We start from the raw sequence: 14,056 nt of genomic DNA on the forward strand, positions 1-14,056 counted from the left end.
GTTCCGACGCGCCGGGGCTGCGAACCGCACGCCGCGCGTCGTAAGGTGGCGTTTGTCTCCGCTCCGGTGTCGCGCATGGTCCGCCTGTCGCTTGTCTCCGTTCTCCTCGCCTGCCTGGCGTCGCCGGCGACCGCCGCCGACCGCGTCACCGGCCAGGCCTTCGCCACGCGCAGCGAGGTGTACGCGCCGCACGCGATGGCCGCCACCTCGCACCCGCTGGCCACGCAGGTCGCGCTCGACGTGATGAAGGCCGGCGGTTCCGCGGTGGACGCCGCGATCGCCGCCAACGCCGCGCTGGGGCTCATGGAGCCCACCGGCAACGGCATCGGCGGCGACCTGTTCGCGATCGTCTGGGATCCTGGGACGCGCAAGCTGCACGGCTACAACGGCTCCGGACGCTCGCCGCAAGCACTGACCGCGGCCGAGTTCGAGCGCCGCGGCCTGACGGACATCCCGCCGCACGGGCCACTGCCGGTGACCGTGCCGGGCACGGTCGATGGCTGGTTCGCGCTGCATGGCCGCTTCGGCAGGCGCACGATGGCCGAGAACCTCGCGCCTGCGATCCGCTACGCACGCGAGGGCCACCCGGTGCACGAGGTGATCGCGTACTACTGGGACCGCTCGGTGCCGCGCCTGTCGAAGTGGCCGGGCTTCAGCGAACAGTTCACCGTCGCGGGCGCGCCGGGCGAAGGCCGCCGCGCGCCGCGCACCGGCGAGACCTGGAAGAACCCCAATCTCGCCGACACGCTGCAGGCGATCGCCGACGGCGGCCGCGACGCGTTCTACAAGGGCGACATCGCGCGCACCATCGGCGCGTACTTCGCGGCCAACGACGGCTTCCTCGCCTACGAGGACCTGGCCGCGCACCAGGGCGCATGGGTGGAGCCGGTATCCACCAACTACCGCGGCTACGACCTGTGGGAACTGCCGCCCAACGGCCAGGGCATCGCCGCACTGCAGATCCTCAACCTGCTCGAGCCGTATGACCTGAAGTCGTACGGGTTCGGCAGCCCCGAGCACGTGCACCTGTTCGTGGAAGCCAAGAAGCTCGCCTTCGCCGACCGCGCGCGCTGGTATGCCGACCCGGCGTTCCATCCGGCGCCGGTGGCGAAGCTGATTTCCAAGGACTACGCGCGCGAGCGCGGCAAGCTGATGTCGATGGAGCGCGCGCTGCGCGAGGTGCAGCCGGCCACGCCCGCCGAGCTCGACGAGGGCGACACGATTTACCTGACCGTCGCCGATGCCGACGGCATGATGGTGTCGCTGATCCAGTCCAACTACCGCGGCATGGGCAGCGGCATGGCGCCGCCGGGGCTGGGCTTCATCCTGCAGGACCGCGGCGAGCAGTTCGTGCTCGGCGACGCCGCGCATCCCAACGCCTACGCGCCGGGCAAGCGCCCGTTCAACACCATCATCCCGGCGTTCGTGACCAGGGACGGCAAGCCCTGGCTGTCGTTCGGGGTGATGGGCGGCGCGATGCAGCCGCAGGGGCACGCGCAGATCCTGATCAACATGATCGACTTCGGCATGAACCTGCAGGAGGCGGGCGACGCGCCGCGCATCCAGCACGATGGCAGCACCGAGCCGACCGGGCAGGCGACGGTGATGAGCGACGGTGGCGAGGTCGACCTCGAGACCGGCTTCCCGTATGCAACGGTGCGCGCACTGATGCGCAAGGGCCACAGCGTACGCTTCGCCGATGGCCCCTACGGCGGCTACCAGGCGATCATGGTCAATCCGCACGGCGGCTGGATCGGCGCCAGCGAATCGCGCAAGGACGGGCAGGCCGCCGGCTACTGAACGCGGGTTGCGTCGCGTCGCCAATCCTCGCGCGGGCACTGCGCGGGCGCCGGTATGCTCCGGTCCATCGATCCCGCTGATGGAGCCGCGCATGCGCATCCGACTTCTGTTGCCCGTCCTGTTGTTGCCCGCGCTCGCCACGCCTGCACTCGCGCAGGCACCGTCGCCGCGGGAGCCGAGCGAACAGGAGCTGCGGCGCGCGCAGCAGGGTGCCGAGGCCTGGCAGGCGTACCTGCTGCGGGTGGCGAAGGCGGTGGCGCGTTCCGGCGGCGCGCGCGACCTCGCGCTCGCCGCGCTGCTCGAGGCGCAGGCGCGCCCCTACGACCCAGGCCGTGCGACCGGCTTCGACCCGGACCGCCTGCGCGCGGAGGCCGGCGCGCGCGGCGCGGGCGACCTGCTCACCCAGCAGTTGCTGCTGGCCGCGGCCGTGGTTGGCGATGACCCGGCGCGGCGCACCGCCGCCGCGCGTCGCTGGCAGGCGCTGGCGCCGGGCAACCTGGCGCCGCTGATGCACCAGGGGCTGGATACGGCGGCGTTGCTCGACGCCGCGCCGCGCCTCAACCGCAACGCGCCCGAGCTGTATCCGTTGCAGCGCTGGGCCGCAGGCGTGTTGCGCCGCCACGCGCCGACCGCGGCCGAATGGGCGGCGTTCGGCGAAGGCGCGAAGCCCTCGGCCGAGGCCAATGCGGCGGTGTGGTCGTCGTCGCTCTCCGTGCTGCTGCCCGACTACCAGCCGCTGCTGCGTGCCTGTGACATGCGCGCACCGGGCGCGGCCGGCCGCGCGGCGGCCTGCCGGCACCTGTCGAGCCTGCTGCTGGCGCGGCCGCAGACGGTGATCGACGAACGCATCGGCCTGTCGCTGGCCCGCGGGCAGGCGACCAGCCCGGCGGACATCGCCGCGCTCGACGCGCGCCGCCGTGGCGTGGACTGGCGCCTCGAACAGATGGGCAAGCTCGCGATGCAGGCCGACGGCCCCGGTGGCGCCGCGGCGTTCGCGCGACTGCTGGCCGATGCATCGGTGACGACGGAAGACGCCATGGCGCGCCGCATGCTGGCCGAAGCGGGCATCCCGGCCGAACCGCCAGCGGGCTGGCAGGCGCCCTGGCAGCGGCGCTGAGCCGCGCCGTCAGCCGCGCGGTTTGACCGCGACGCCCTTGGCGCCGAGCCACGCGTCGATCTTTTCCAGGTCGCGGCGGGTGGCGACGTCGAGCAGCTTCGGGTCGCCGCCGTAGAGGTAGTCCTGGAAGGTCGCGCCGGTGCGGTCGGTGGCGCGCGGATCGGCACCGCCCTCGAGGAAGCGCAGCACCGCGCGGGAATCCTTGACCAGCGCCGCCTGGTGCAGCGGCGTGGTGCCAGTGCGGTCGGCCACGTCCAGGCGCGCGCCGGCGCCCAGCAGCACCCGGATGTTGTCCTCGCTGCCGGCCCGCAGGGCGTCGAACAGCGGCGTGGCACCGGTGACGGTATTGGGCGTGTCAGGCGACATGCCGTGCTCCAGCAGCGTTTCCAGCCAGCCCGGGGTCTTGCCCATCGCCGCCAGGTGCAGCGCGGTGCGCCCGTCCCGGTCGCCGCGCGCGGGGTCGGCGCCGAGCGCGAGCAGCAGGCGCACGGCGCCGCGGTCGCCGCGCTTCATCGCCCACTGCAGCAGCGGCTGGCCCTTGTCGTCGACCGCGTCGGGGTTGGCGCCGGCGGCCAGCAGCTGGCGCGCAAGCGCTTCGTCGTCGCGCAGCACGGCGTCGGCGAACTGCGCGTTGCCGGGGTTGGCGAAGGACTTGCCTGGGTTCACGTCTGTCCCTTGCCGGGCACAGCCGGCGGTGGAGGCGAGCATCAGCGACAACGCCAGCAGCACGCGCATGCCGCGCGGCGCCTTCCACGGGGAAGGCGCCTGCGGTGATTGCGTACGGGGCGTGTCGGACATGGCGACCACGGTACTACGGCGGCATCGCACCCTGTCTACCGGATCAGAACCACTTCAGCGGGTTGAGCTTGTCGCTCACCCACTGCGCGCCGTCGGTGACGGCCTGGCCGAAGTCGCCGACCACGTCGGCCACGACCTCGACGCCGTCGCCAAGCACGTCGGTCACGGTGTCGACCGCGCCGCCGACCGTGTCGGCGACATCGCTCACCACCTTGCCGGCGCCTTCGACGAAGCCGGCCACGGCATCGAGCGGCGCGTCGAGGCCGGTGGCGTCGCCGATGTCGCGCAGCAGGCCGCCGCCGGCGTTGGCGAGGTTCTGGGTGGTGTCGCCGACCAGGCCCAGTGCACCGTCGGCCAGGTCGCCGACGCTGTCGACGGCGAAGTCGAGCACGTCACCGACCACTTCCAGGCTGCCTTCGACCAGCTTGCCATCGGCGAACGCGCCGTTGCCGGCATCAGTGAAGCCATCGATCATCTCGGAGCCGTTGCTCCACAGGTCGCCGACCACGTTCTCGCCCTGGCGGATCACGCTGCCAAGCTGGTTGAGGCTGTACTCGCCAACACGCTCCACGCCGTCGCGGAGGATGTTGCCGCCCACGCCGATGGTGGTGTCGAGGAGGTCGCCGCCGGCATCGAGCAGTGTGTCGGCGGCCCAGCCGATCGCCGGGTCGCCGGTCGCGGTGAAAAAGCGGTTGGCGAGGTCGCCGAGGCCGTCCAGGCCCTTGTTGACCAGTCCGCCGGCCTGTTCGGACAGGCTCGGCCGGCTGGCGGGGGCGTAGGCGGTGTTCTGCTGCAGGGCGTCGACATAGGACGCGTTGTCCCCGCCGCCGCCATGCAGCGCGACAAGATCGCCCGGCCCGCCCATGCCGGCCGGCGGGTCGATGCGCAGCTCGTGGCCGACCGCGTTGGGCGGCGACATGCCGAGGATCGGGAGGATGGGCAGGTCCTGCTGCGCGCCGTTCAGTGGATCGCCGTTGACGATGTAGCGGCGCAGCTGGCCGCTGTCGGCGGCCTCCTGGCGCACCGCGTTGGGGTTGAAGCCCAGCGACTCGAGGGTCTGGTCGCTCAGGCCCGCCGCGTTGAAGGTGACGCCGGTGGTGCCCGTGGCCAGCGCCGCGGCACTGGCCAGGCCGCCGCCGAGCGAGTGCCCGGTGAACACCACGTTGCCTTCGCCGAAGGCGCGCAGCGCGGCCTCGCCCAGGGCCACGGCGTCCTTGTACTGGCCGGTCTCGAAGCCGAGGCCCTGCAGGCCGTTGTCGTCGGCATCGCCGGACGGCGCGAGGCTCCAGTCATCGGTGCCGCGGTAGGCGACCACGTACTCGCCCTGCGCGTTCTGGTAGATCGCGGCGTCGAAGCCCTCTGCGGTGCTGAGCAACGCCGGGTCGATCGGGATCTCGTTGCCCTGCGCGTCGACCAGCGACGTGCCGTCGGCGCTCGGCTCGAGCCGCGTCCAGCCGGCTTCGGCGAGCGCCGCTTCGGTCTGCGGGTTGTCGGCCGCGTAGACGTCGTTGGCCATCATCGCCAGCTGCAGGTCGGTCTCCGGCTGCGGCGTGGTGCCGCTGGCGTCGGCGGCGAAGCTGCCGTCGCCCCTGGGATAGCTGTCGGCGACCTTCTGCAGCTGCGGCGGCGCCCACAGGCCGGCGGCAAGCCGATCGTCGAAGCGCAAGGGCTGGAGGAAGGACTGCTGGCTGGCGACGTCGAGGCTCATGGCCGACTCCTGGAGCGATGCCATGAGACTAGCCACCGGGCGCACAGGCGCCAGCTGGTGGTGACCCTAGAGCGTCAGTCCGCGGGCACCGTGCGGCCCAGCGCCCAGGCGCGCAGGGCGTCGACCTGTTCGCGCATCACCACCGACAGAGGGCGGGTGCGCTTGAGCTCGGCGCGCAACATGAAGTCGTTGAGGGCGGTGCCGGCCGCGTGCGCGGCATACAGGCCGGAGACGATCGCCTGCTCGATCTCCGCACCGGAGAACCCGTCGGCGGCCTCGGCCAGCGCCGCCAGGTCGAAGCCGTCGACCGCCAGCGCCCGCTTGCCGAGATGCAGGGCGAACAGCTCGCGCCGCGTCCCGGCATCGGGCAGGTCGATGAAGAAGATCTCGTCGAAGCGCCCCTTGCGCAGCAGCTCGGCCGGGAGCTCGTGCACCTGGTTGGCGGTGGCCACCAGGAACACATGCGAGCGGCGCTCGGCCATCCACGTCAGCAGGTAGCCCAGCACGCGCCGCGACACGCCGCCGTCATCACCGGCCGCCGAAGACGCCAGGCCCTTCTCGATCTCGTCGATCCACAGCACGCAGGGCGCGAGCTGCTCGGTGGAAGAGAGCGCGGCGCGCAGGTTCTTCTCGGTCTCGCCGTGGTACTTGTCGTACAGCGTGCCGAAATCCAGCCGCACCAGCGGCACGCCCAGACCGCCGGCGATGGATTTGGCCAGCAGCGACTTGCCGCAGCCCTGCACGCCGAGCAGCAGCACGCCCTTTGGCGGGTCCAGGCCGGGCGGTGCATCGCCGGACACGAACACCTGCCGGCGCTGGCCGACCCACCGCTTCAGCGCGCGCGCGCCGGCGACGTCGGCAAAGCCCGCGGTGTCGTGTTCATAGTGCAGGTGGCCGCTGCGGTTGAGCAGCTCGAACTTCAGCCGCGCCAGCTGCGGCAGGTCGTCGCCGCAGATCACGCCGTCGTTGAAGATCAGCTGGCGCGCGATGCGCCGCGCGTCGGTGAGGCTCAGGCCACGCAGGTTGCGGACGATCTGCGTGACCACCGCGGCATCGGCCTCGACCCGGCGCCCGCCGTGACCGGCCTGGTAGGCCAGGGCTTCCTCGCGGACCAGCTTGAGCAGGGCGTTGGCGTCGGGCAGGCGCGGGGTGAAGCGCACCGCGAGCGGCTCGAGGTCGGCCGGCAGCTCGACCTTGTGGCCCACCAGCACCAGCACGTGCGGCAGGCAGCCGCGCCGCTGCAGGATGTCGCGGACCTGGCGCTGGGTGCCGGCGTAGCCCAGGTAGGGGTGGAAATCGAGCAGCAGGTACACGCCGCGCTGGTCGGCGGCGTGGATGGCGCGCAGGGTGCTGGTGGCGTCGGGGGCGTCTTGCGCCGCGTCCTCGCCGTCGAGGTCCAGGCGGCGCAGGCCTTCGGTGATCGTCCAGCGGTACAGCGCGCGCCAGACATGCAGCAGCGACTGCCGGAACAGCTCCACCACGCGCGGTTCGTCCGGTGTCTCGATCACGATCAACGGGGTGTCGGCGCGGATCAGCGCCGCCAGGTCCTTCAGGTCGCTCATGCGCTCGGGCATCGGCTTCGGGTCCGTGATTGTAAGCGTGCGCCAAGCCGCGTCCGCCGGTGTACCCTCGACGTCCGACTTGGCGGAAGGTGACCGGGGTACGGATGAAGACGGTGCTGGTGGCGAGCTCGAAAGGCGGCGTGGGCAAGACCACGATCGCGACCCATCTCGCCGCGCACGCGGCCCTGTCCGGGCAGCGGACCGTGATCATCGATGCCGACCCGCAGCGCTCGTCGACGCGCTGGGCGGAGCGTCGCGTCGGACTCGACAGCGCCGTGCTGCCGATCGCCGGCGCCAGCCGCCAGCGCGCGGCCTGGAACTCCCTGCCCGCCGACACCCAGCGCGTGGTGATCGATGCCCCGGCCGGCGCCATGGCCGGCGACCTCGAGAACTGGCTCGAGCACGCCGACTCGGTGGTGGTGCCGGTGCTGCCCTCGGCGCTCGACCTGGACGCCACGGTGCCGTTCCTGGATTCGCTGGCCCAGCACCCGCGCATCCGCCGCGGCCAGTTGCGCGTGGGCCTGGTGGCCAACAAGCTGAAGCCGTGGACCAACGCCTCGCAGGCCATGCTCGACCTGCTCGGGCAGTGGCCGTATCCGGTGGTCGCCAGCCTGCGCGACAGCCAGGCCTACGTGATGCTGGTCGGCCTGGGCAAGAGCCTGTTCGACTACCACTCCGCCCAGGTGCGTGACCACCAGGAGGATTGGGATCCGTTGCTGAAATGGGTGCGCAAGGCCTGAACCGGGCACCGCGCCAGTGAACCACCAAGGGAGTGCCTCGTGAGGGAAATCGTGCTGTTGCGCCACGCCCACGCCGAACAGTCGGGTCCGGGCCAGAACGACGTCGACCGTCCGCTGTCGGCGGAGGGCCTCGCCGAGGCCGAAGCCGCCGGTTGCTGGCTGCGCGACCACGGCCTGGTGCCGGACCTCGTGCTGTGCTCGCCCGCGCGCCGTACGCGCGAGACGCTGGAAGCGGTGCTGGGGGTGGTCGGCTATGTCGACCAGCGCCTGGAGCCGGCGATCTACGACGCCTCCGCGGGCACCCTGGCGACGGTCGCCGACCGCCACCGCGATGTCGGCCGCCTGCTGGTGGTCGGCCACAACCCGGGGCTGGAACGCCTGGCGGCCCTGCTGCACAGCGGCCAGTCCGGCGAATACCGCGGCATGCCGCCGGGTGCGATCGCCGTGCTGCGCCTGCCGGTCGACGCCGAGGTGGAACCCGGCGTGGCCAGCCTCGTCGACTTCTGGTGGCCGTGAGGCGTGCCCTTGCACGCGCTTGGATCGCCACCGTCGCCGCATGCCTGCTGGCGGCGCCTTCGCATGCCGGGCGGATCGACCGGTTGGCGTCGGAGATCGGCTTCACCCTGACCACGCGTTGGGGCCAGACCCTGCGTGGCCGTTTCCCCGAATATAGCGGCGAACTCCGGGACCTCCCGGACGGGCGTCGCCAGGTGCGGCTGTGGCTGTCGGCGGCCGATGTGCGCATCGTCGGCAATGCCCGCTACACGCGCCTGACGCGCGGCAGCGGATTCTTCGATGCCGCGCAATATCCGCGCGTGACCTTCGTGTCCGAACCCTATGACGAGGCCCTGCTGCATGACGGCGGCCCGTTGGTGGGCACCCTCGTGATCCGTGACGTGCAGCGCCGTGAAACGTTCACCGTGCTCCCGGCGGAGTGCCCGCGGCCCGGGCGTGACTGCGACGTGGTCGCCACCGGGGTCATCGACCGTGCCGACTATGGAATGGACCGCTGGAACGTCGCGCTCGCGCCGGAAGTGCGGTTCCAGTTGCGCATCCGCATCCGGGGTGGCGACGCGTGAAGCGGTGGCTGCGCGTGCTGGCCCTGGCGGGGGCGCTGATGGCGGGCGGCTGCGCGACCCTGTCGCAGGACGAGCGCGTGGCGGCGACGCGGATCGCGAACGAGGCGCAGCCGGTGGTCGTGGACTGCGTGGCCGACGACGCCTGCGCCACCGCGTCCGCGCTGCGCGAGCTGGGCACCCGGGCGGTCGCCGCCAGCACGCCGGATGCGCCGCGCCACCATGCGCTGATCCTGGACTACGGCCAGGACGCGCTGCTCGCACGCCTGAGCCTGATCCGCTCGGCGCAGCGCACCCTGGACGTGCAGACCTACATCTTCGACGAGGACGACGCCGGCCACCTGTTCCTCGACGAGATGCTGGCCGCCGCGCGCCGCGGCGTGCGCGTGCGGGTGCTGGTGGACCAGCTGTCGGCGCTGCGCCGCGTGGAGACGCTGGCCGCGCTGGCCGGCGCGCACGCCAATTTCGAGATGCGCCTCTACAACCCGGTGCTGGGCCGCGCGCGCATCAGCTATCCGCAATACGTGCTGGCCGCGGCCTGCTGCTGGCGGCGGCTCAACCAGCGCATGCACGGCAAGCTGCTGCTGGTGGACGGCGTGGTCGGCATCACCGGCGGCCGCAACTACCAGGACAGCTATTACGACTGGGACCCGGTCTACAACTTCCGCGACCGCGACCTGTTCCTGGCCGGGCCGGTGGTTGGCGACATGGCCGCCAACTTCGAGCAGTACTGGGTGGCGCGGCTCACGCGCAGACTGCCGGAGCTCGCCGATGTTGGCCGCGCGCTGTTGCGCGACGGCGTGCCAGGGCTGCCGCACGCGCCATTCGAGCTGCCCGAACGCGTGCAGCGCATCTCGCGCGATGCCGATGACCAGGCGCTGGTCGACGAGCTCGCCGCGTATGCGCTGCCGGTGGCCGGGGTGGGCTTCATCGCCGACCCGCCGCAGAAGCACCGGCGCAGCTACGAAGGCGTGGCGCCCTCGACCCGCGGCCTGCGCGAGCTGATCGACGGGGCCACCGCGGAGGTGCTGCTGCAGACGCCCTACCTGGTGCTGTCGCCCGCCGCCCAGGCGCAGTTCCGCGAGCTGTACGCGCGCGACCCGCGGCCGCGGGTGGTGGTGTCGACCAACAGCCTGGCGGCGACCGACGCCTTCATCACCTACGCGCTCGCCTACAAGTACAAGCGCCGCTTCCTGCGCGAATTCGGTTTCGAGATCCACGAGTACAAGCCGTTCCCGCAGGATGCGCCGATCGACGTCGAGGCCACCGGCACGGTCGACATCGCGTGGGACCAGGGCGGCAACGCGGTGATCGGCGGCCAGCGCGGCCGCGCGGCCGGGGTCGACGGCAGCCAGGGCGGCGGTCGCGAGCGCGCGACCCGCCCGCTGGCGCGTGAATACTCGGCGCTGCGCTGGTCGGGCTTCTCGGCGCATGAGCCGGTGCCGCTGGAGCGCGGCGGCGTGCGCTTCGGCCTGCACGCGAAATCGCTGGTGATCGACGAACGCATCGGCGTGATCGGCACGCACAACTTCGACCCGCGCGGCGATACCTACAACACCGAGAGCGCGGTGGTGATCGAGGATCCGGCCTTCGCGCGCGCGCTGGCGGCCAGCATCCGCCGCGACATGCTGCCGGCCAACGCCTGGACCATCGCGCCGCGCGACAAGCCGCCGGTGTTCTCCGGCCTGGACTATTCGCTGGGCAAGCTGTCCGAAGCGCTCCCGGTGTTCGACCTGTGGCCGACCCGCTACGCCACCAGCTACGAGTTCCAGCCCGGCCCGGCCTGCCCGGAGCCGCTGCCGCCATCCGATCCGCGGTTCCGTGACTGCTACACCCCGGTGGGGGATTTCCCGGGGGTGCAGATGGGCCTGAAGACGCTGATGACGCGGATCTTCACCGCCTTCGGCGCGGGGCTCGCCCCCATCCTCTGACCGTTCGTCGGCAGCACCGGGAACGTGACTTCCGGCCTATTGCCGGCTGTGTGAGGTGTAGTAGTCTACCAACACACCGAATCACAACCACACCGGAGCGCACCATGAACGTCCAGACCCAGACCCAGACCCAGGCCCAGTTCCATCACGTCGACCGCAGCCAGCATGCCCCGCACCTTGCCGGCGGCCGCCTTCCGACGCGTGACCGCGCCCGCGAGTTCGGTGTCGGCTACGGCAACAGCAGCGGCTACGCCTCGCCGCGCCGCTATGTCGCCAGCCAGGGCACGCATCGCTTCCGCTGTGCCTGAACGGCGATTGACGCTGGCGCGGCTGCGGCCCTAGGCTGCAACCATCCTGTCTCCGCCTGGGATCCGCCATGTCCATTTCGCTGACCATCGAGCTCAACGACCGCGATCTCGCCCACTTCACCAAGGCCATGGATGCCGCCCGCGCCGCCGCCGCGCACATGGCCCCCGAGGCCGTCGTGGCGGCCGCCGCCTCGCTGCTTGGCGAGGCCCAGGGGGTGCACATACCGGACTTCGTCCGCCAGCGCCTGTTGCGGCTGGACGACATGATCGCCATGGTGCGCGACGAGGGCTGGGCGCTCGGCGACGAGGACCGCCAGCGGGTGCTGTCGGTGCTGGTGTACTTCGCCGACCCGAAGGACGTGATCCCCGACCATATCGAAGTGCTGGGCTTCCTCGACGACGCGATCATGATCGAGCTCAGCGTCCGCGAACTGCAGCACGAGCTCGACGCGTACGACGATTTCTGCGACTTCCGCGAGCACCAGGCGCACAAGCGCGGCATCGAGCCGGCGGCCGTGGGCCGCGCCGACTGGCTCGACAGCCGCCGCGAGGAGCTCATGGAGCGCATGCACGCGCGCCGCGAACGCGATTTCGGCGTCGGCTATGGCGCCAGCAGCGGCTACCGCAGCCAGAGCAGCTACGTGCGCACCTGGCGTCCCAGCCTGTTCAAGCTGCGATGAGCGGGGCGCCGGCGGCCGACACACCGGCCAAGGTGTTCCGGCGCACGGCCGACCTCGCCACGCTCAATGCACTGTCCCCCGGCACCGCGATCGAAGCGCTGGGCATCGTCTTCACCGCGATCGGCAGCGACCACCTGGTGGCAACGATGCCGGTCGATGCGCGCACGCTGCAACCCTACGGCCTGCTGCACGGCGGCGCGTCGGTGCTGCTGGCCGAGACCCTCGGCAGCAGCGCCGGCAATCTCTGCGTCGGCGAGGGCGAGGTCTGTGTCGGCATCGAGATCAACGCCAATCACCTGCGTGGCGTGCGCACGGGGCTGGTGACCGGCACTGCACGCCCGCTGCACCTCGGGCGCAGCACCCAGGTGTGGGAGATCCGCATCGAGGATCCGCGTGGCCGCCTGGCCTGCGTCTCGCGCCTCACCCTGGCGGTGGTGGCGGCGGCCTGAGGCTGCCGCGGCGCCGCTACCCGCGCCTGCGGCCATCCGGTATCTTGCGGGCATGCGTTCCCCCATCGTCGACACCGCGCCCGCCGGTGGCTGGCTGCTGCGCGGCTGTCGCCGTGCCGTGCGCGCGCCGCTGCTGCTTGGCCACCTGCTGATCCTCCTGCCGCTGACCATGCTGGTGGTGTGCCTGCCGCTGGCGCGCATCGATGTGGGCGGCGAAGACCTCGGCCATCGCGTGATCCGCGCCTGGCAGGCCGGCCTGATGCGGGTATTCGGGTTCCGCCTGCGGCGGATCGGCACGCCCTTGCCGGGTGCCACGATGTTCGTCGCCAACCATGTCAGCTGGATCGACATCAGCGCATTGCACAGCCAGCGGATGATGGGCTTTGTCGCCAAGCACGAGATCGCCGGCTGGCCGCTGATCGGCTGGCTGGCCGGCAAGGGCGAGACCCTCTTCCACGAGCGTGGCAGCCGGGAGTCGCTGGATGGCGTGCTCGACGCGATGCTGGCGCGCCTGCGCGGTGGCCACTCGGTCGGCGTGTTTCCCGAAGGCCGGACCCGCGACGGCCACCAGGTCGGCCCGTTCCATGCGCGCATCTTCCTGGCGGCGGTGGAAGCCGGCGTGCCGGTGCAGCCGGTCGCGCTGCGCTATGGCGAGGGCGGCAGCGCGCAGCATGTGGTGGCCTTCGGGCCGCGCGAAAACATGCTGCAGAACCTGCTGCGCCTGATGGGCGAACCGTCGCGCGTGGCCGACGTGGTGTTCCTGGAACCGGTCGCGCCGGGCGATGCCGAGGGCCGCGCGCGCATCGCGCGCATCGCCCGCGACCGCATCGACGCCGCCATGCGCGGGGCGTGAGCGACCCGTTCGCCAGCGACTATGCGCCGCCGCGCTGGTTGCGCAATTCGCACGTGCAGTCGGTGCTGGCATCCAGCCCCATGCGTCGCCGCCGCGGCCTGGCGGCGCTGGCCGCGACCGGCGCCCACACCGCCAGCATGATCATCGACGGCGGCGACGGCGTGCGCCTGCTCGGCCTGCACAGCCACATGCCGGGGATCGAGCCGCGCGGCATGGCGCTGCTGCTGCACGGCTGGGAGGGCAGTGCCGAATCGAGCTACATCTGCCTGACCGCTGCGCACTTCCTGGCGCGCGGCTACGACGTGCTGCGGCTCAACTTCCGCGACCACGGCGGTACCCACCACCTCAATCCCGACATCTTCCATTCCGCGCGCATCGACGAAGTGGTGCACGCCGCCGCCGACGTCGCGCGGCGCCTGCCGCGGCCGCGCATGGTGGCGGCAGGCTTCTCGCTTGGCGGCAACTTCGCGCTGCGCCTGGCGCTGCGTGCGCCGGCGGCGGGGCTCAGGCTCGACGGCGTGGCCGCGGTTTGCCCGGTGCTGGACCCGGCCGACACCATGCTGGCGATGGAGCGCGGCTTCCCGCTGTACATGCGCCACTTCGAGAACCGCTGGCGGAGCTCGCTGGCGCGCAAGCGCGACCTGTTCCCGGATCGCGTGGGCTTCGACCGCGACACGCTGCGCCTGCGCATGCGCGCGCTCACCGAATGGCTGGTGCTGCGGCACACCGACTTCGGCAGCCTGGACGCGTACTTCGACGGCTATTCGATCGCCGGCGACCGCCTCGCGGCGCTGCAGGTGCCGGCGCAGATCCTGACCAGCGCGGATGATCCGGTGATCCCGGTGTCGGGCTTCAGGCAGGCGCGCCTTGCGCCGTCCACGCGGCTCGAGATCGCGCGCTGGGGCGGGCACTGCGGCTTCCTGGAAGGCCCGCGGCTGGACGGCTACGCCGAGCGCTGGGTGGCCGCGCGCCTGGCGGCCCCGGACTGACGGCGGGCTACAATCCCCGCTTTCAGGCGCCTGCGCCTGCAGCAG

General features: G+C 71.9%; 14 protein-coding genes. 11 read left to right on the forward strand and 3 right to left on the reverse strand.

What is annotated here, in order from left to right; all coding sequences use genetic code 11:
* Positions 1 to 75: 75 nt before the first annotated feature.
* Both ggt and IDM46_RS00690 read left to right on the forward strand, forming a co-directional pair.
* Entirely contained in the window at positions 76 to 1,800 is a 1,725-nt protein-coding gene (gene ggt, locus IDM46_RS00685; protein WP_185114527.1) for a gamma-glutamyltransferase, read from the forward strand.
* Positions 1,801 to 1,891: 91 nt separating this feature from the next.
* The gene (locus tag IDM46_RS00690) at positions 1,892 to 2,917 is read left to right on the forward strand and encodes a hypothetical protein (RefSeq protein ID WP_185114528.1); all 1,026 of its coding nucleotides are present in this window, start codon (positions 1,892 to 1,894) and stop codon (positions 2,915 to 2,917) included.
* Between the two features lie 9 nt (positions 2,918 to 2,926).
* Here the strand turns inward: IDM46_RS00690 and IDM46_RS00695 are convergent, their stop codons facing one another.
* From IDM46_RS00695 to IDM46_RS00705, 3 genes are all read right to left on the reverse strand, one after another.
* On the reverse strand, positions 2,927 to 3,715 hold the full coding sequence (locus tag IDM46_RS00695) for an ankyrin repeat domain-containing protein (RefSeq protein ID WP_185114529.1): 789 nt from the start codon (positions 3,713 to 3,715) through the stop codon (positions 2,927 to 2,929).
* A 43-nt stretch (positions 3,716 to 3,758) separates the two neighbouring features.
* The gene (locus IDM46_RS00700) at positions 3,759 to 5,423 is read right to left on the reverse strand and encodes an Mbeg1-like protein (protein ID WP_185114530.1); all 1,665 of its coding nucleotides are present in this window, start codon (positions 5,421 to 5,423) and stop codon (positions 3,759 to 3,761) included.
* A 74-nt stretch (positions 5,424 to 5,497) separates the two neighbouring features.
* The gene (locus IDM46_RS00705; RefSeq protein WP_185114531.1) at positions 5,498 to 6,985 is read right to left on the reverse strand and encodes an AAA family ATPase; all 1,488 of its coding nucleotides are present in this window, start codon (positions 6,983 to 6,985) and stop codon (positions 5,498 to 5,500) included.
* A 104-nt stretch (positions 6,986 to 7,089) separates the two neighbouring features.
* On the opposite strand from IDM46_RS00705, the gene IDM46_RS00710 reads away from it, so the two are divergent.
* The 9 genes from IDM46_RS00710 (at position 7,090) to IDM46_RS00750 (ending at position 14,011) form a co-directional block, all read left to right on the forward strand.
* Entirely contained in the window at positions 7,090 to 7,725 is a 636-nt protein-coding gene (locus IDM46_RS00710; protein ID WP_185114532.1) for a ParA family protein, read from the forward strand.
* A 39-nt stretch (positions 7,726 to 7,764) separates the two neighbouring features.
* Complete coding sequence (locus tag IDM46_RS00715; RefSeq protein WP_185114533.1) at positions 7,765 to 8,241, forward strand: histidine phosphatase family protein; 477 nt, start codon at positions 7,765 to 7,767, stop codon at positions 8,239 to 8,241.
* Positions 8,238 to 8,804 carry a YceI family protein gene (locus IDM46_RS00720; RefSeq protein WP_185114534.1) on the forward strand — a complete coding sequence of 189 codons (567 nt, stop codon included), beginning with the start codon at positions 8,238 to 8,240 and terminating at the stop codon, positions 8,802 to 8,804. Before IDM46_RS00715 ends, IDM46_RS00720 begins: the two co-directional genes overlap by 4 nt.
* Positions 8,801 to 10,732 carry a phospholipase D family protein gene (locus IDM46_RS00725; protein WP_185114535.1) on the forward strand — a complete coding sequence of 644 codons (1,932 nt, stop codon included), beginning with the start codon at positions 8,801 to 8,803 and terminating at the stop codon, positions 10,730 to 10,732. Before IDM46_RS00720 ends, IDM46_RS00725 begins: the two co-directional genes overlap by 4 nt.
* A gap of 104 nt (positions 10,733 to 10,836) precedes the next feature.
* Positions 10,837 to 11,040 carry a hypothetical protein gene (locus IDM46_RS00730; RefSeq protein ID WP_185114536.1) on the forward strand — a complete coding sequence of 68 codons (204 nt, stop codon included), beginning with the start codon at positions 10,837 to 10,839 and terminating at the stop codon, positions 11,038 to 11,040.
* A 68-nt stretch (positions 11,041 to 11,108) separates the two neighbouring features.
* Positions 11,109 to 11,720, forward strand: coding sequence for a YkvA family protein (locus tag IDM46_RS13545; RefSeq protein WP_221441754.1), 612 nt, complete (start codon positions 11,109 to 11,111; stop codon positions 11,718 to 11,720).
* The gene (locus tag IDM46_RS00740; protein ID WP_185114537.1) at positions 11,717 to 12,169 is read left to right on the forward strand and encodes a hotdog fold thioesterase; all 453 of its coding nucleotides are present in this window, start codon (positions 11,717 to 11,719) and stop codon (positions 12,167 to 12,169) included. The genes IDM46_RS13545 and IDM46_RS00740 overlap by 4 nt, the downstream gene beginning before the upstream one ends.
* Before the next feature lie 52 nt (positions 12,170 to 12,221).
* A complete protein-coding gene (locus IDM46_RS00745; protein WP_182823477.1) occupies positions 12,222 to 13,022 on the forward strand; it encodes a lysophospholipid acyltransferase family protein in 801 nt (266 codons plus the stop codon).
* On the forward strand, positions 13,019 to 14,011 hold the full coding sequence (locus tag IDM46_RS00750) for an alpha/beta fold hydrolase (RefSeq protein WP_223877987.1): 993 nt from the start codon (positions 13,019 to 13,021) through the stop codon (positions 14,009 to 14,011). Before IDM46_RS00745 ends, IDM46_RS00750 begins: the two co-directional genes overlap by 4 nt.
* Positions 14,012 to 14,056 lie beyond the last annotated feature (45 nt).

Origin of the sequence: Luteimonas sp. MC1825 (genome assembly GCF_014764385.1) — a bacterium.
Classification (GTDB): Bacteria; Pseudomonadota; Gammaproteobacteria; order Xanthomonadales; family Xanthomonadaceae; genus Luteimonas.